General features: G+C 53.7%; 13 protein-coding genes. 12 read left to right on the forward strand and 1 reads right to left on the reverse strand.

The window, feature by feature from the left end; all coding sequences use genetic code 11:
• Positions 1-172: 172 nt before the first annotated feature.
• Complete coding sequence (locus MKY82_RS10365) at positions 173-1930, reverse strand: NFACT RNA binding domain-containing protein (RefSeq protein WP_220685991.1); 1758 nt, start codon at positions 1928-1930, stop codon at positions 173-175.
• Positions 1931-2108: 178 nt separating this feature from the next.
• On the opposite strand from MKY82_RS10365, the gene MKY82_RS10370 reads away from it, so the two are divergent.
• From MKY82_RS10370 to rsmB, 12 genes are all read left to right on the forward strand, one after another.
• A complete protein-coding gene (locus MKY82_RS10370; protein WP_339296055.1) occupies positions 2109-4904 on the forward strand; it encodes a calcium-translocating P-type ATPase, SERCA-type in 2796 nt (931 codons plus the stop codon).
• Positions 4905-4979: 75 nt separating this feature from the next.
• Positions 4980-5816 carry a diaminopimelate epimerase gene (dapF, locus tag MKY82_RS10375; RefSeq protein WP_339296659.1) on the forward strand — a complete coding sequence of 279 codons (837 nt, stop codon included), beginning with the start codon at positions 4980-4982 and terminating at the stop codon, positions 5814-5816.
• Between the two features lie 183 nt (positions 5817-5999).
• Positions 6000-7871, forward strand: coding sequence for a bifunctional homocysteine S-methyltransferase/methylenetetrahydrofolate reductase (locus tag MKY82_RS10380; RefSeq protein WP_220685989.1), 1872 nt, complete (start codon positions 6000-6002; stop codon positions 7869-7871).
• Positions 7872-7909: 38 nt separating this feature from the next.
• The gene (locus tag MKY82_RS10385; RefSeq protein ID WP_194541748.1) at positions 7910-8797 is read left to right on the forward strand and encodes a YicC/YloC family endoribonuclease; all 888 of its coding nucleotides are present in this window, start codon (positions 7910-7912) and stop codon (positions 8795-8797) included.
• Between the two features lie 53 nt (positions 8798-8850).
• Entirely contained in the window at positions 8851-9111 is a 261-nt protein-coding gene (locus MKY82_RS10390; protein ID WP_006209218.1) for a DUF370 domain-containing protein, read from the forward strand.
• 13 nt (positions 9112-9124) lie between these two features.
• Positions 9125-9697 carry a guanylate kinase gene (gmk, locus tag MKY82_RS10395; protein ID WP_071223696.1) on the forward strand — a complete coding sequence of 191 codons (573 nt, stop codon included), beginning with the start codon at positions 9125-9127 and terminating at the stop codon, positions 9695-9697.
• 58 nt (positions 9698-9755) lie between these two features.
• The gene (rpoZ, locus tag MKY82_RS10400) at positions 9756-9956 is read left to right on the forward strand and encodes a DNA-directed RNA polymerase subunit omega (RefSeq protein WP_113057127.1); all 201 of its coding nucleotides are present in this window, start codon (positions 9756-9758) and stop codon (positions 9954-9956) included.
• A gap of 123 nt (positions 9957-10079) precedes the next feature.
• Positions 10080-11333, forward strand: coding sequence for a bifunctional phosphopantothenoylcysteine decarboxylase/phosphopantothenate--cysteine ligase CoaBC (coaBC, locus tag MKY82_RS10405; protein WP_194541749.1), 1254 nt, complete (start codon positions 10080-10082; stop codon positions 11331-11333).
• Positions 11333-13861 (forward strand): primosomal protein N', encoded by a 2529-nt coding sequence (gene priA / locus MKY82_RS10410; protein ID WP_339296056.1) that lies wholly within the window; start codon positions 11333-11335, stop codon positions 13859-13861. Before coaBC ends, priA begins: the two co-directional genes overlap by 1 nt.
• 43 nt (positions 13862-13904) lie before the next feature.
• The gene (gene def / locus MKY82_RS10415) at positions 13905-14399 is read left to right on the forward strand and encodes a peptide deformylase (protein WP_194541751.1); all 495 of its coding nucleotides are present in this window, start codon (positions 13905-13907) and stop codon (positions 14397-14399) included.
• Positions 14396-15337, forward strand: a complete 942-nt coding sequence (gene fmt / locus MKY82_RS10420) for a methionyl-tRNA formyltransferase (RefSeq protein ID WP_339296057.1) — start codon at positions 14396-14398, stop codon at positions 15335-15337. The genes def and fmt overlap by 4 nt, the downstream gene beginning before the upstream one ends.
• Before the next feature lie 50 nt (positions 15338-15387).
• The gene (rsmB, locus tag MKY82_RS10425) at positions 15388-16716 is read left to right on the forward strand and encodes a 16S rRNA (cytosine(967)-C(5))-methyltransferase RsmB (protein WP_339296660.1); all 1329 of its coding nucleotides are present in this window, start codon (positions 15388-15390) and stop codon (positions 16714-16716) included.
• Positions 16717-16882: the final 166 nt, after the last annotated feature.

Below are 16882 nucleotides of genomic sequence, written 5' to 3' on the forward strand. Positions count from 1 at the left end.
AATCAACAACACGGCGCGGGTTTCGAGCGGAATACGTTTGTGCGCTCCGGCGGATTCGTATAGGAAATCGCGGCATGACAGTAAGAAAAAAAGGGTACTCCGGCTGGTCCTACGACCTTTCGGATACCCGTTTTGTGGTTAAACGAACGATATATCGAGTTCGTTGCTCATCTTAATTGCGATTGTTTTTTACCGAACTGGGCATCGCCTTGATCCGCTGCTCGTCCGGCGTGACGAACAGCGTTTTTTGATTGTCATAAATGACAAACCCGGGTTTGGCTCCATTCGGCTTGCGTACATGGCGAATGAGCGTGTAGTCGACAGGCACGCTGCTGGATTCTTTGGCCTGACTGTAATAAGCCGCCAGCTGTGCCGCTTCCTGCAGCGTTGCATCCCCGTACTCGCTGCTTCGGATGACCACGTGAGAGCCCGGGATATCCTTGGTATGCAGCCATGTATCATTTGAGGAAGCGAGGCGGTTGGTTACGTATTCGTTTTGAAGGTTGTTTTTTCCAACATAAAGCTCGATGCCTTCGGATGAAGTATAGACATGCAGCGTCGGCTTGTCGTTTTTCTTCTTTTTCTTCGCTTTACGATTGCGGTCTCTCAAATACCCCTGCTGGATCAGCTCGTCCCGGATTTCATCGATGTCGCTCAAGGAAGCATGCGACAGCTGCTGCAGAAGATTCTCGATATAGTTGATCTCTTCGCGGGTTTTGATTAACTGTTCGTCGATGACCGCAAGGCTGTTCTTGTATTTGTTATATTTTTTGAAATAGCGCTGCGCATTGTCCGACGGAGTCAGGAGCGGATCCAGCGGAATGGTGACGGTCGCCTGCTCTTCATCATAGAAGTTGACCAGTTGGACCTCACGGTCGCCCTTCTGAATCTGGTGGAGCGAGGCGAAGAGCAGCTCGCCAAAGATACGATACCGGTCGGCATCCCCGGCTTCTTCCAAGTCCTTGTTCAGATTATCCAGCTTCTTGATGTTCTTCGTCCGTTCATTCTGCAGGAATCGGAGGAGGTCGCTTACCTTCTGTTTTACCGTATCCCGCTGCGCCTTATCCCCGTAATAATCCTCCATGCATCGACTGACCGACTCGTAGGTTGTAGTCTCGTCCACCAGCAAGGTCAGCGGAATGACGGAGAACACCGACTTTCCTTTGGCATTGACGCCTGTAACCGGCGTATATTGATGGTTTCGTACTTGTTCCATGACCTCATCAAATGCGCTCCACAGACTTCCGCAATCTTTTTCCCCTTCAAGCCCGTCTGGACTCCCTTCCCCTGCGCGGTTGGCAATTTCCTGGGCCGCGAGCGGACTGAGGCCGCTGAACGCGCCGACCAGCCATGGAACGGTCTGCTCCTCGTTCATCAGACAGGATTCCCGGAAGGCTTCCTGCAAGGTTTCGAGCGGATTCAGCTTGTGCTGCTCCGGCGGATTCGTATAGGAGAATCCCGGCATAACCACGCGGTAGCTGCTGATGGCTGGCGTCACATGGTTGATGCCGTCCAGAATGGTGCCGCTTGCGGGATCGAGCAGAATGATGTTGCTGTGTCTGCCCATGAGCTCGACGATGATTTTCTTGGAGGAAATATCCCCGAGTTCGTCACGCTGCCGGATCGTAATATGGATAATTCGTTCCATCCCCACCTGCTGGATGTCCTCGATGATGCCGCTCTCGCAATGCTTGCGCAGAATCATGCAAAACATAGGGGCTTCGGCCGGATTCAGAAAGGTCTCCTGCGTCAGATGCACCCTGGGATACGTGGGGTTTGCGGATAGCAGCAGCTTGGCGTTTCCTTGCTGGGTGCGTATATGAAACACGATGTCCCGATCGTTCGGTTGATATATTTTATTGATCCGTGCGCCCCGGCATGATTGAAGCTCATGCACGATCGCACGTGTGACAATGCCGTCTAATGCCATCCTTCATTCTCCTATCTGTCTGTTACCCTTCCTATCGTACTTCTCTATGATGCCATATTTCCCTCAAAAACTTAAGGCCCCTTCTGTGATAATTCAGGACCTGTCCGAATACATTTACGTAGAAAGGGTGGAAAAGCTGTCATCCGCCGGAGCAAAACAACCGGGAGGGAAAGGAAGCATGGAACAAAAGCAATGGCATCAGATGGATACGGATGAGTTGCAGCAAGTGCTGCAAATGCATCCGGAGCAGGGCCTCACGGAAGAGGAAGCCGGGGAGAGACGAAAAAAAAGCGGCTATAATGAGCTCTCCGAGGGCGTTAAAATTTCTCCATTTGTTCTGTTCTTGAATCAATTTAAGGATTTCATGGTGCTGGTCCTCCTTGGAGCCACCCTGGTATCCGGTCTGCTGGGCGAGTATCTGGATGCCGTAACGATTGTGGCCATCATCCTGATCAACGGGATCCTCGGTTTCGTCCAGGAATTCAGGGCAGAACGGTCGCTTCGGGCTTTGAAGCAGCTTTCCGCGCCGACGTCCAGGGTCATCCGGGACGGCAAAGTGGTACAAGTTGCTGCTAGAGAACTCGTACCTGGCGATGTCGTGCTCGTGGAGAGCGGAGACCGCATTCCGGCCGATGTTCGCTGGCTGGAGATCAACAGCTGCAGCGTCGAGGAGTCGGCCTTGACCGGCGAGTCCCTGCCGGTGAACAAACATGCCGAGCCGATTCGCGATGCGGATGTTCCGCTGGGCGACCGCAAGAACATCGGCTTTATGGGCACGATGGTGGCCCGCGGTACGGGCAAAGGCGTTGTCATCCGAACCGGCATGGATACGGAGATGGGCAAGATCGCCGATTTGATCCAGAATACGGAGTCACAGGAGACGCCGCTGCAGCATCGCCTGGAACAGCTGGGTAAAATCCTGATCGCCGTTTCACTGGGGCTTACGATTCTGGTTGTCGTAGCAGGCATTCTGCATGGACAGCCTGCCGCAGGTATGTTCCTCGCTGGAGTCAGCCTTGCGGTTGCGGCCATTCCTGAAGGGCTTCCGGCCATCGTTACGATTGCACTCGCCCTCGGCGTGCAGCGCATGATTAAGCGCAAAGCGATCGTACGCAAGCTGCCTTCCGTGGAGACGCTGGGCTGTGCATCCGTAATCTGTTCGGACAAAACCGGGACGCTCACGCAGAATAAAATGACCGTAACCCAAGTTTGGCTGGGAGGGCGCTCATTGGAAGTGACCGGTCAGGGCTATGACCCGACGGGTCAGATCCTCCATAGGGGCAAACCCGTGGAGCTTCGGTCCGACCAGGGACTGCGCAGATTACTGCAAATCAGCGGGCTGTGCAACAATGCCGAAATTTATGAGAACGTGCAGGAAGAATCGCGCAGCAAGCGCAAGAGCAAGGAAGAACCGGCAGCCGCTGCCTGGGAATTAAAAGGGGACCCGACGGAAGGAGCGCTGCTGACGCTATCGTCCAAGATGGGATTGACAAAGGGAAGCCTGAACTCCATCTATCAGAGAGACAAGGAGTTTCCGTTTGATTCGGAGCGAAAGCTGATGTCCGTCATCGTCAGCCATCAGGGCGGGCGCTTGCTCTGCACGAAAGGCGCGCCGGATGTCCTGCTGGATGCATGCACTTATATCATGTGGGACGGAAACGTTGTGCCGCTTACCGCTACGCTCCGTCAAAAGGTGCTTGCGGCCAATGAAGGCATGGCTTCTGACGCGCTGCGCGTGCTTGGTTTGGCTTATCGGGATTTGCGTTCCTATGACAAGCCGGAAACGGAGAAAGAGGCCGAGAGCCAGCTTATCTTTGTCGGGCTGGCGGGGATGATCGATCCGCCGCGCCGTGAAGTGCGCGAAGCGATTGCAACATGCCGCCGCGCGGGCATCAAGACCGTCATGATCACGGGCGACCACCGGACGACGGCGGAAGCGATCGCCGCCCAGCTGGGCATCCTGCCAAGGAACGGCCTGTCGTTATCAGGCCAGGAGTTATCCCGGATGGATGACAAGGAGCTGGATGCGAGAGTGGATCAGACCTTTGTTTATGCCCGCGTATCCCCTGAGCATAAGCTCCGCATCGTGAAGTCGCTTCAGCGTAAGGGGCATGTGGTTGCCATGACGGGGGATGGCGTGAACGACGCCCCAGCCATTAAAGCGGCGGATATCGGAATAGCCATGGGGATTACCGGTACAGACGTAACGAAGGAAGCGTCGTCGCTGGTGCTCAGTGACGATAACTTCTCCACGATTGTTTCGGCGATTGAGGAGGGGCGCAGCATCTATGAAAATATTCGCAAGTTTATCCGCTATTTGCTGGCTTCCAATGTCGGCGAAATTCTGACGATGTTTTTTGCGATGATGATGGGTCTGCCGCTTCCGCTCGTTCCGATCCAGATTCTGTGGGTGAACCTTGTTACGGATGGGCTCCCGGCTATGGCGCTCGGGGTGGATCAGCCGGAGAAGGATCTGATGGAGCACAAGCCGCGCGGAGCCAAGGAAAATATTTTTGCCAGACGGCTTGGTTGGAAAATCATCAGCCGCGGCATATTGATCGGCCTGTGTACACTTGGCGCATTTTGGATTACGCTTCGCATCGCGCCGAATGATCCGGACCAGTTGGCCAAAGCACAGTCCGTTGCCTTTGCCACACTCGTCATGGCGCAGCTGATCCATGTGTTTGACTGCCGCAGCTCGCGTTCGATTTTCCACCGCAATCCGCTTCAGAACAAAGCGTTGGTGCTTGCTGTGCTGTCCTCGGTATTGCAGATGCTCGGCGTCATGTACATCGAGGCGTTTCAGCCGATCTTTAAGACCGTTCCATTGGATTTGAAAGAATGGGCACTGACACTCGTGGCCGCCGGCATTCCTACCTTCCTGATGGGAGCGGGAAGCGTGTGGGGAGGCAGACGGAACCGCAACCGGAACCGCCGCAACATGATGACGAAGAGTGCAAATATTTCGGCATAAATTGAATGGATAGCCCATCACCTCTGCGATATGCTAAGCACGAGCATAGCAATTGCAGAGGAGATGGGTTTTATGATGGAATTTACGAAAATGCATGGACTTGGCAACGACTTCGTTGTCGTATACGGCGAACAAGAACTTCCATCCAATGCATCCGAACGGGCCGTGAAGCTGTGCAATCGCTTTTTCGGCATCGGTGCAGACGGACTTGTATATATTTTGCCTTCCGCGAAGGCTGATTTTATGATGCGCATCATGAACTCAGATGGTTCCGAAGCCGAACAATGCGGCAACGCCATTCGTTGTGTCGCGAAGTATGTGTATGATCACGGTTATATTGACCGAGAGGAGATTACCATTGAAACCATCGGCGCCGGAGTACAACAAGTGCGCCTTACGGTTCAGGACGGTCAAGTAAGCAGCGTGCGGGTCGATATGGGTGAACCGGTCCTGGATGGACTGAGCGTGCCTACATTGATCGATCTCCATCGGGTGGTGAATCATCCCATTGAAGTGGACGGCCGGGAATTCCGCTTCACCGCGGTATCCATGGGGAATCCGCACTGCGTCATTTATGTGGACGATGCCATTAACTTCGATATCGGCGTATGGGGGCCCAAACTTGAGGTTCATCCGCTCTTCCCGAGAAAGATTAACGTGGAGTTTGCGACGGTGAACTCACGGGGGCAAGTAGATATGCGGGTATGGGAGCGCGGTGCAGGGCCGACCTTGGCCTGCGGCACCGGCGCCTGCGCAACATTGGTGTCCTCGGTGCTGAACGGATTGACAGATCGCAGCGCAACAATCTCTCTTAAAGGCGGGGACTTGTTCATCGAGTGGGAGGAGTCCGACAATCATGTGTACATGACAGGGCCGGCCGAGGTCGTGTACGCAGGAACGCTCGCCTGTTAGAGGATCCGGCAGCCATAACAATCCCCACCCGCAAAAGCAAAAAAACGGTATGTTCTAAAGTTTGTCCTGTAGGGGTGGACACGGTAGGGAGGCCTTCTGAAGGCCTCCCTTTTGTCTCTTTATCTTTAGAGAGGTTTTATGATACATTAGTTGAAAATAAACGTCGGGTGGAGGAGAAACGCGATGAAACCGAATCTTCGGCAGGCATGGGAGAATCAGGTACTGGTCGGTGACGGCGCGATGGGTACTTATTTATATCAAAAAGGATTTCCTGTGGGCATATCATATGAAGAACTGAATTTAACCTCCCCGGAGGTCATCGGGAACGTTCATCGCCAGTATGTTGAGGCTGGTGCGCAGGTCATTGAGACGAACACGTTCTCTGCCAATTATGACAAGCTGTCCAAATACGGCTTGGAGGCGAAGGTAGGAGAGATCAACCGCGCAGGCGTAAGAATTGCGCGTGAAGCCGCTGGCGATAACGGATATGTAGTGGGTGCGGTAGGCTCCATTCGCGCGGGCAAAAGAAGCAACATTTCCACGAGCGAGCTCAAGCGTTACTTCGAAGAGCAGCTGACGGTTCTCATATCGGAAGGCGTTGACGGCATTCTGCTCGAAACGTTCTATGACGTGGATGAAATTCAATTGGCTTTGGCGCAGGCTCGAATGCTAAGCGACTTGCCGGTGATCTGCCAGTTTGCGGTGGAGGATATTGCCCGCACGCTGGACGGCTTCACGATGCCGGATGCTTACCGCATCCTGAGCCAAGAAGGCGCGGACGTAATCGGCTTTAACTGCCGGACAGGTCCAAACGGCATCATGCGCGCGCTGGAAACCTTGAACGGTATTATGAATCTTCCGGCTTCGGTCTATCCGAATGCAGGGATCGCCGACTATGTGGACGGGGAATACCGGTATGGTGCGAGTCCCGAGTATTTCGGAAAGACGGCACTGGAGTTTGCGGATCGTGGCGCCCGGATTGTTGGCGGGTGCTGTGGAACGACGCCGGAGCATATTGCTGAAATTTCATCGGCGTTGTCCGGTTACGTGCCTGCGCCGCTTCCGATCGTCGAGGAGGCTGAAGTCAACCGGATCGTGATTCACGAGACGGCCCAGGAGCAATTTTATGAACGCAGCGGGGAGCCGACGATTGTCGATATCGTGAAGGAGCGACATACCGTTATCGTGGAGCTGGACCCTCCAAGGGATTTGGATATCACCAAGTTCATGAAAGGTGCGGAAGCTTTGAAAAAAGCGGGAGCCGATGCGCTGACCCTTGCGGATAACTCGCTGGCCGTAACTCGCATGAGCAACATGGCGCTCGGCCATCTTGTACAAGCACGGACAGGATTGCGGCCGCTGATCCACATCGCTTGCCGTGACCGAAACCTGATCGGCACGCAGTCGCACATGATGGGCTTTGATGCGCTCGGCATCGACCATGTGCTTGCGGTGACCGGGGATCCGGCACGCTTCGGGGATTTGCCGGATTCCAGCTCGGTTTACGACATGACCTCATTTGAAATCATCCGCATGATCAAACAGCTGAACGAAGGTATTGCTTTTTCCGGAAAGCCGCTGAAGCAGAAGGCCAAATTCGTTGTCGGCGCAGCGTTCAATCCCAATGTAAGGCATCTTGACAAGGCGGTTGCTCGCTTGGAGAAGAAGATTGCCTCCGGTGCGGATTATGTGATGACGCAGCCCGTGTACGATCCCGAGTTAATGGTTAGGCTGAGAGAAGCGACGGCACATCTGGATATCCCGATCTTTATCGGCATCATGCCGCTGGCAAGCGGACGGAACGCGGAGTATCTGCATAACGAGGTGCCGGGCATTCAGCTCTCGGATGAAGTCCGCAGCCGCATGGCCGGGCTTGAAGGCGAAGCGGGCCGGGCAATGGGTGTCAAGATCGGCAAGGAGCTGTTGGATGTTGCAACAGAGCATTTTAACGGCATATATTTGATGACGCCGTTTATGTTCTATGAAATGAGCGTACAATTAATGGAGTATGTCTGGGAGAAATCGGGCCGCCGATTGACCCCCTTGTTTCATTAATAATTATCAATTACAATAGTGTAATGGATGTGATTCCGATGTCATTGAGCATGACCGGATATGGGCAATCCGTTGTCGATTTTCAAGGTTACAGTATCTCTTTCGAAGTGAAGTCGGTCAATCATCGGTATTGTGAAATCGTCTTTCGTATGCCCCGTGAATGGGCCTGCTTCGAGGATTCACTTCGACGGACCGTACAGAGCCGAATCGGACGCGGACGGATTGATGTTTATATTAACAAGGAAAACAACGGCGAGTCCCAGGGTGCCGTGCTGAACCACACCATGGTTCAGGCGTATTTACAGGCAGCCGAGGATTTGAAGTCATATGGAATCAAGGGAGATCTGGCGGTGCGGGATATTTTGTCGCTGCCAGATGTTCTTGTTAGTCCGAGCGGACTTCCCATGGATGAAGCGCAGCAGAAGTTATGGAATGATGCGCTTCTTCAAGGTCTTGAACAAGCGCTGGAGGGTCTGATCCAGATGCGCAGCAGGGAAGGTTCTTTTCTCGTGAAGGATATCGAGCAGAGGCTTGACCGATTACAGCTGCTTCACCGAGAAATGACCGAACTTGCTCCTGAAGTTCCGGAAGAGTACCGGAAGCGTCTGAGGCAGCGCATTGAATCTCTTGATGACGGGTCGCTTGCTGTTGATGAACATATATTCGGAATGGAAGTTGCTCTGTTTGCTGAACGTTCCAATGTGGACGAGGAGTTGATTCGCCTTCACAGCCATTTGGAACAATGCAGAGAGCTGCTTCATCAGAAAAGCCCTGTAGGCCGTAAACTGGATTTTCTGATTCAGGAAATGAACAGAGAAGTCAATACGATTGGATCGAAAGCCAATCATCTGACTCTGGTAAACCGTGTTGTCGAAATGAAAGCGGAACTGGAGAAGATTCGTGAACAAGCCGCTAATGTGGAATGACCGCAGCTTCATCGGCATGTAAGAGTCAAATGTATAGGGGGAGCAACCGCACTATGGCAATCAAACTTATTAATATTGGCTTCGGAAACATCGTATCGGCCAATCGGATCATCTCAATCGTGAGTCCTGAGTCGGCTCCGATCAAGAGGATCATTCAAGAAGCACGGGACCGTCATATGCTGATTGATGCTACATATGGCCGAAGGACACGGGCTGTTATCATTACGGATAGCGATCACGTGATTTTATCGGCTGTGCAGCCAGAAACGGTGGCTCACCGTCTGTCCAGCAAAGATGACGACAACGACGAATAAGATGAGGAGTACTATGTCTAGAGGATTATTGATTGTATTGTCCGGTCCTTCCGGGGTGGGTAAGGGAACCGTCTGTACGGCACTTCGCAGCCGGGTTCCGGAGCTGGTGTATTCGGTGTCGGCAACGACGCGTTCGCCACGGCTCGGTGAGGTACATGGTGTGAACTATTTTTTCAAAAGTCGGGAACAATTCATGGATATGATTGAGAACGACCAGCTTCTCGAATATGCGGAATACGTCGGGAACTATTATGGAACCCCGCGTGATTTTGTGGAAGAAACTTTAGCCTCCGGTAAGGATATTATACTGGAGATCGAAGTGCAGGGCGCACTGAAGGTCAAGGAGAAGTTTCCCGAGGGTATCTTTGTGTTTCTGATGCCGCCGTCGCTGGATGAACTGAAGGATCGGATCCAGGGCCGGGGAACAGAGAGCCAAGCGACCATCGACCACCGCATGTCCGTAGCGGTTGACGAAATCAATTTACTGCAGCATTATGATTATGCGGTAGTGAACGATGAAATCAATCTCGCTTGTGAGAGAATACAATCTATCATTATTGCCGAACATTGTAAGGTGAGAAAGTAAGCTGTCTTTTCATAGACGGTGCTAACTTTCAAGTAAAAGAAGAAGAGGTGCTTCGACCATGTTATATCCATCCATTGATGAAATGATGAATAAAGTAGACAGTAAATATTCTCTTGTGGTTGCAGCTTCCCGCCGCGCACGCCAATTGCGTGAAGGCGGAGTCAGCGAGTTGAAACATCCTAAATCCCATAAGTTTGTCGGTGTCGCTCTGGAAGAAATCTATGGCGATTACGTGAAAATCGAGCGGGGACAGGACTAAGGCTTTTTTTCAATATTTGAATAACATGCGTTAGCGCGCGAAAATGTGACAACCGAAAGGTTGTTATTTTTTTGAGAAGATATGAGAATGTAGCCTTTATACAATGGAAAGCGGGGGATTGTCATGTTGAACGGAAAAGTCATTGTGCTTGGCGTTACGGGTGGCATTGCCGCGTATAAAGCAGCGACTTTATGCAGCAGGCTTGTCCAGAGGGGAGCGGATGTGCATGTCATTATGACGGAATCCGCGAAGCAGTTCATTCCGGAATTAACGCTTCAAACGCTGACCAAAAACCCGGTTTATAGCGATACCTTTGATGAACGGGACCCCTCGGTCGTCTCGCATATTCACTTGGCCGATCTGGCCGATTTGGTATTGATCGCTCCGGCCACAGCCAATGTTATCGGCAAGATGGCACATGGCCTGGCGGATGACATGCTGACCACGACGCTGCTCGCGACGACGGCTCCCGTCATGATCTCGCCGGCAATGAACGTGCATATGTACACGCACCCGGCCGTCATGGCCAATATGGAGACGCTGGTCTCCCGCGGGGTGTCCATGATTGAACCCGGAGAGGGGCTTCTGGCTTGCGGATATGTCGGAAAGGGACGGATGGAAGAACCTGATACGATTGTTGACGTGGTTGAACGTTTTTTCCGAGATCGCGGGGCACGACCTGTGGCGTTGAATGAGGATAAAGCGAGCAGCTCCACTGGCATATTGCACGGCAAAAAGGTGGTTGTCACAGCCGGCGGTACCATTGAGCGCATTGATCCGGTCCGGTATATAACGAATGATTCTTCCGGGAAAATGGGATTTGCGATCGCAAAAGCGGCCAAGCAGCTGGGAGCGGATGTTCACCTCATTGCCGCTCATACCGATGAAGCTCCACCAGAGGGAATCAAGGTGGAAAGAGTGGAATCGGCCCAGGATATGTACGATGCGGTGCAACGCGTATTCGAGCATAGTGATATCGTGGTCAAGGCGGCCGCTGTTGCCGATTATCGCCCAGCTGAGGTAGCGACATCTAAGATCAAAAAGCGCGGGGAGACCATGACGCTGGATCTTGTCAAAACAACCGACATTCTGGAGAGCCTGGGACGCCAAAAAACCTCCCAGTTCTTAATCGGATTTGCAGCTGAGACCGATACAGTGGAGCAGTTCGCCAGAGAAAAGCTGAAACGCAAAAATTGCGATCTGATCGTTGCGAACGATGTTACACAGGCAGGAGCGGGCTTTGGCACGGATACGAACAGCGTTCATATCTTTGATGCAGAAGGGCTGGTCCTGCAGCTTCCAGTGATGTCCAAGGAGGAAGTGGCCCAGAGGTTGTTAACGCTGGCGGCTGATCGGTTAACCGGGAGGTCATCCTGATGGAAATGGCACGAGTGATTGTGGACGTGCCGTCCAAGGATACGGACCGGCCTTTTGATTATTTGATTCCTGAGGAACTTCGGCCCTGGGTCGAGGTAGGCAGCCGGGTCGGCGTGCCGTTCGGGCACCGTACGCTCCAGGGATTCGTGGTCTCTCTGCATCCCCGGCCCGAGATGGATTCGGCCAAAATGAAGCCGATTCAGGAAGTCCTCGATGTGATGCCGCCGCTTTCGCCTGAGCTGATTGAGCTTGGCGAATGGATGAAGGAGCGTTACGCATGCCGATATATATCGGTTCTGCAGTCGATGCTGCCTACGGCGCTGAAAGGGAAGGCGGAGCGGTATATTTCCATTGGCGATTCAGACACGTTGCAGACGGATCAAACCGACGGATTATTTGCGCTCCTGCCCGAAAGTGAGTCGGAGCAGGAGATCATCCGCTTTGTCAGTCAGAAAGGCGAGGTTTCGCTCCAGCAGTTAACGCGGGCATTTCCGGATGGCGCTGCGACCATTAAAGCGCTGATCGGCCGAGGACGGCTTAGCGAATTCCAGCAAATCAAGGATAAGCTGCAGAAAAAAACGATAAAAGCGGTAGAGCTTGCCGTATCAAGCGAGGAAGCTCATCAGGCACTGGCTTCATTCCCGGCCAAGGCTCAGCGTCAGAAGGAAGTGCTCCAATATATTTTGGAGATGGAAGCATTTCTGCCGATATCGCAGAAGGATCTGCTCCAGACGCTGGGTGTCACCGCAGGCACCGTGAAGGGACTGGCTGACAAAGGGCTGATTACCCTCGAGGATATCGAAGTGTTCCGCGATCCGTATCGAGGGCGGCATTTCACGCCTAGCACCCCATTGGCGCTCACACCGGAGCAGCAAGCGGTGTATCGCAGCATCGTGCACAAGCTGGATGAACGCAAGCATGGCGTGTTTCTCCTGCACGGGGTGACGGGCAGCGGTAAGACCGAGATTTACCTGCAGACGATTCAGCGATGCCTCGAACAGGAACGTCAGGCGATTGTGCTGGTGCCCGAAATATCGCTGACGCCGCAAATGGTGGAACGGTTCAAAGCTCGTTTTGGCGATCGTGTGGCTGTTATGCACAGCCGGCTTTCAGATGGAGAGCGTTACGATGAATGGCGGAAAATAAGAGAAGGCCGGGCGTCCGTTGTCGTGGGCGCTCGATCGGCGGTATTCGCGCCGTTTAACCGTCTGGGATTGATCATTATGGATGAAGAGCATGAAGGCTCTTATAAGCAGGAAGAGACACCGAAGTACCATGCCCGGGATGTTGCGATTCACCGCGCCCAGTTGACCGGCGCAGCCGTCATTCTGGGTTCGGCAACGCCTTCGCTGGAGAGTTACCATGCGGCGAGATCGCAAGCTCAGGATGATTTTGCGCCTCATCTGCTGGAGATGCCGAGCCGTGCACTGGGCAACAAGCTGCCCGAGGTCCAGGTCGTGGACATGCGGGAGGAGCTTCGTGAAGGAAATCGCTCCATGTTCAGCCGCTCTCTGCATGCCGCGATTTCGGCAAGGCTGGAACGCGGGGAACAGACGGTGCTGCTGCTGAATCGGCGGGGCTACTCCACGTTTGTCATGTGCCGGAGCTGCGGATATGTGGCAGGCTGTCCGGAATGCGACATTTCGCTGACCTACCATCAGAAATCGAATAATTTGCGCTGCCACTATTGCGGTTATGCCGCCCAAGCGCCGGAGGTTTGCCCGGATTGCGGAAGCGAGCATATACGTTATTTCGGGACTGGCACACAGCGTGTCGAGGAAGAATTGGCCAAGCTGTTTCCCGGCATTCGCGTCATTCGGATGGACGTGGATACCACGACCGAGAAGGGCTCACATGAGAAGCTGCTGAAGCAGTTTCGGGATAAAAAAGGGGACGTGCTGCTAGGCACCCAGATGGTCGCCAAGGGCCTGGATTTCCCTGATGTCACCTTGGTCGGCGTCATTACGGCCGATTCGGCGTTGAATCTGCCCGATTTCCGGGCGGCCGAGAAGACGTTTCAGCTGCTCACTCAGGTTGCCGGAAGAGCAGGCCGCCATCAGCTGCCGGGTGAAGTGGTTATCCAATCCTATACGCCGGAGCACTATTCGATTATCCATGCAAGCAGCCATGATTATTTATCCTTCGTCAAGGACGAGCTGAAGCACCGCAAAGCGCTCCATTATCCGCCGTATTGCAGGCTGATCCTGGTGACGCTGTCGCATGAGCAGCTGCCGCTGCTGGTAAGAATGGCGGAAAATTTTGCTGCGACCATCAAAAGCGAATCCGACCGCCGGGGATGGTTTGGGAGCCTGGACCGATTCGACGCAAGCGCGCTCGATATATTGGGTCCGGTAGCTTCTCCCATTCCGCGGCTAAAAAATAGATACAGATTTCAATGTATGATAAAATGGCGGGGAACGATGGATGCTGTCTCGCTGGTGCGCTCGGTTGCCGAGAAGCTGCAGGATTCGGCGCGGGACAGCAAGCTCCAGATCAGTATTGACGTAGATCCGCAAATGTTAATGTAATACAGCATATAATGATGAAAAGCACAAGGATGGTGTCATAGACATGGCGATTCGTATTATCGTTAAAGAACCGGATGAGGTTCTTCATAAAAAGGCAAAGGAAGTTACCAAAATTACGCCGAACGTACAAAAGCTCCTGGACGATATGGCGGATACCATGTACGATGCGGAAGGCGTCGGACTGGCTGCGCCGCAGGTCGGCATTCTGAAGCGTTTGATCGTGATCGACGCCGGTGACGAGCATGGATTGATCAAAATGATCAATCCGGAGATCGTGGAGAGCGAAGGCGAGCAATTCGGGCCGGAAGGCTGCCTGAGCATTCCAGGATGGAACGGAGATGTGCGCCGTGCGGAGAAAGTGACCGTTAAGGGGCTTGACCGCGAAGGCAATGAGGTTGTCATTACAGGTACCGGGCTGCTTGCGCGAGCGTTTCAGCATGAAATCGATCATCTGAACGGGGTGCTGTTTACGGAAATCGCTGACCGGGTGTATGAGTATGTTCCGGAACAGCCGAGAAAAGAGCTGGAGAACCGATGAATATCGTATTTATGGGCACCCCGGCCTTTGCAGTACCCAGTCTTGAAATGTTGATTAGCGAAGGTTATTCCATTGTCGCCGTCGTTACACAGCCTGACCGCCCGCAAGGGCGTAAAAAGGTGCTGACCCCAACGCCGGTTAAGGAAGCCGCTCTTCGTCACGGCATTCCTGTTCTGCAGCCTCAGCGCCTGCGGAATCCGGAAGCTGTGGCCGAGCTGGCCGAGTATAAGCCTGATATGATTGTCACCGCCGCCTATGGTCAAATCCTGCCGAAATCGGTGCTGGATATGCCGTCACTGGGCTGTCTCAATGTCCACGGCTCGCTGCTCCCCGCTTACCGGGGAGGAGCTCCGATTCAGCGCAGTATCATCAACGGAGAATCCGTAACAGGCATCACGCTGATGTATATGGCGGAGGGGCTCGACACGGGCGACATGATCGCCCGCACCGAGGTTCCCATTGAGGATGACGATACGGCCGGAACCATGTTTGAGAAGCTGAGCCAAGCCGGCGCGGAGCTGCTGCGATCGGAGCTGCCGCGGCTTGTGAAGGGCAAGGTGGATGCCGAGCCCCAGGATGAGACGCAGGCAACGTATGCACCGAACCTGACCCGGGATGACGAAAGAATCGACTGGACTCGCACTTCCCGCGAAATTTACAATCAAATTCGCGGTCTGGTTCCTTACTCCGGCGGATTTACGCTGTGGAACGGGGATGTGTTCAAAGTATGGGCAGCGGCTAAGCCGGACAGTGCACAGACCCCATCTAACGATGCACAGCCAGGAAGCGTGCTAGAGCTTCATGAGAAGGGGATTGTTGTCAAAACAGGCGATGGCACGCTAACGCTGTTAACCGTCCAGCCCAGCGGCAAAAAGGCAATGGATGCGGCGCAATTCGTGCGCGGGACGAGCCTGACGGTCGGGACGGTGTTGTCGTGAGCGGGAACCGCAGGCCGAAGGGACGCCTGGACTCTCCTCGGGAGCTGGCGATGGACGTATTGACTCAGGTTGAGCAGGAGGGGGCGTACAGCAATCTCCTGCTCAACTCCGCTCTGCAGAGGTCCTCGCTTGCAAAGAGCGACGCGGGACTTGCCACAGAGCTGATCTATGGCACGATCTCAAGGCTCAACACGCTCGATTATTTTTTGGACAAGTTTGTCAACAAAGGGGTACAGAAGCTTCAGCCGTGGGTAAGAGCACTGCTTCGCATCAGTCTGTATCAGGTCATATATCTGGATCGGATTCCGGATCACGCGGTTGTCAGCGAGGCCGTTAATCTGGCGAAGCGCCGTGGGCATCAAGGGATCTCCGGCATGGTGAACGGGGTGCTTCGGAATATTCTGCGCCAGAAGGAAAGCTTGGCGATCCCTGAGAATATGCCGCCGGCCCAGCGCATTTCCTTGCAGCATTCCCATCCGTTGTGGCTGGTGGAGCGCTGGATATCGCAGTACGGGATCGAGACGGCAGAGGCAATCTGTGCCGCAAACAACGAACCGCCGGCTGTCAGCGTGAGAGTGAACACCACGATGATCTGCCGTGACGACATGCTGAAATTAATGTGCAGCCAGAACTATGAAGCTGCCCCATCGCCGCTTAGTCCCTACGGGATTGTTGTAAGGGGAGCGGGCAATATGGCCTTGACGGATTGGTACCGGGATGGAATGATCTCGATCCAGGATGAAAGCTCCATGCTGGTCGCTGAAGCTGTTAAGCCTGAGCCGGGAATGCGGGTGCTGGATTGCTGCGCAGCCCCGGGCGGGAAGAGTGCCCACATGGGCGAGCTTATGAAGGATGAGGGCAGCATTGTTGCCAACGACATTCATGCTCATAAAGGCAAGCTGATATCGGATCAGGCTGGTCGTCTGGGACTGGACAGCATTTCGATCGTGACCGGGGACGCGCTGGATTTGGTTGACCGCTTCGAGCCTGCGTCTTTTGACCGAATTTTGCTGGATGCTCCGTGCTCGGGCCTTGGCGTCATTCGCCGCAAGCCCGATCTGAAGTGGGGCAAGTCACAGGAGGACATCCATGAAATAGCGGCGCTGCAGCTCAGGCTGCTGGAGTCGGTCTCCACGTTGCTTCGTCCCGGAGGGCTTTTGGTGTACAGCACGTGCACGATTGAGCCGCTGGAGAATGAAGGGGTTGTATCTGCTTTTCTGGATAGCCATTCCGGGTTTGGAATCGCGGAAGATGGTCTTGGAGACTTAAGCCGGCTGGAAGGGAAATCGCTTCAGCGGGGAGGCGGGATTCAAATTCTGCCCCAGCATTACCATAGTGACGGCTTTTACATTGCAAGACTCGGCAGACGTCCCTCTTAAGGGCTCCGCTGACATGACTATAGTCGTATCCCGCCAATGCCGGCGGGTTTTCCTCTTTTACCGTCTCTTTTATTTATGTTAGAATAGGAAGAATGAAAAAAGAGATGAATATGAATGTAATAGGGAGCGTTCGGAAGAATACGGGCTGGACATCCTCTAAATTAGA

Source organism: Paenibacillus sp. FSL W7-1279, from assembly GCF_037969845.1.
GTDB lineage: Bacteria > Bacillota > Bacilli > Paenibacillales > Paenibacillaceae > Paenibacillus_AQ.

What these genes read in the sequence shown, in the direction of transcription:
- MKY82_RS10390 (WP_006209218.1), top strand. Translation starts at nt 8,851, where the DNA reads ATGGCAATCAAACTTATTAATATTGGCTTCGGAAACATCGTATCGGCC.
- MKY82_RS10370 (WP_339296055.1), top strand. Translation starts at nt 2,109, where the DNA reads ATGGAACAAAAGCAATGGCATCAGATGGATACGGATGAGTTGCAGCAA.
- coaBC (WP_194541749.1), top strand. Translation starts at nt 10,080, where the DNA reads ATGTTGAACGGAAAAGTCATTGTGCTTGGCGTTACGGGTGGCATTGCC.
- rsmB (WP_339296660.1), top strand. Translation starts at nt 15,388, where the DNA reads ATGGACGTATTGACTCAGGTTGAGCAGGAGGGGGCGTACAGCAATCTC.
- priA (WP_339296056.1), top strand. Translation starts at nt 11,333, where the DNA reads ATGGAAATGGCACGAGTGATTGTGGACGTGCCGTCCAAGGATACGGAC.
- rpoZ (WP_113057127.1), top strand. Translation starts at nt 9,756, where the DNA reads ATGTTATATCCATCCATTGATGAAATGATGAATAAAGTAGACAGTAAA.
- MKY82_RS10380 (WP_220685989.1), top strand. Translation starts at nt 6,000, where the DNA reads ATGAAACCGAATCTTCGGCAGGCATGGGAGAATCAGGTACTGGTCGGT.
- MKY82_RS10385 (WP_194541748.1), top strand. Translation starts at nt 7,910, where the DNA reads ATGTCATTGAGCATGACCGGATATGGGCAATCCGTTGTCGATTTTCAA.
- fmt (WP_339296057.1), top strand. Translation starts at nt 14,396, where the DNA reads ATGAATATCGTATTTATGGGCACCCCGGCCTTTGCAGTACCCAGTCTT.
- MKY82_RS10365 (WP_220685991.1), bottom strand. Translation starts at nt 1,930, where the DNA reads ATGGCATTAGACGGCATTGTCACACGTGCGATCGTGCATGAGCTTCAA.
- dapF (WP_339296659.1), top strand. Translation starts at nt 4,980, where the DNA reads ATGGAATTTACGAAAATGCATGGACTTGGCAACGACTTCGTTGTCGTA.
- def (WP_194541751.1), top strand. Translation starts at nt 13,905, where the DNA reads ATGGCGATTCGTATTATCGTTAAAGAACCGGATGAGGTTCTTCATAAA.
- gmk (WP_071223696.1), top strand. Translation starts at nt 9,125, where the DNA reads ATGTCTAGAGGATTATTGATTGTATTGTCCGGTCCTTCCGGGGTGGGT.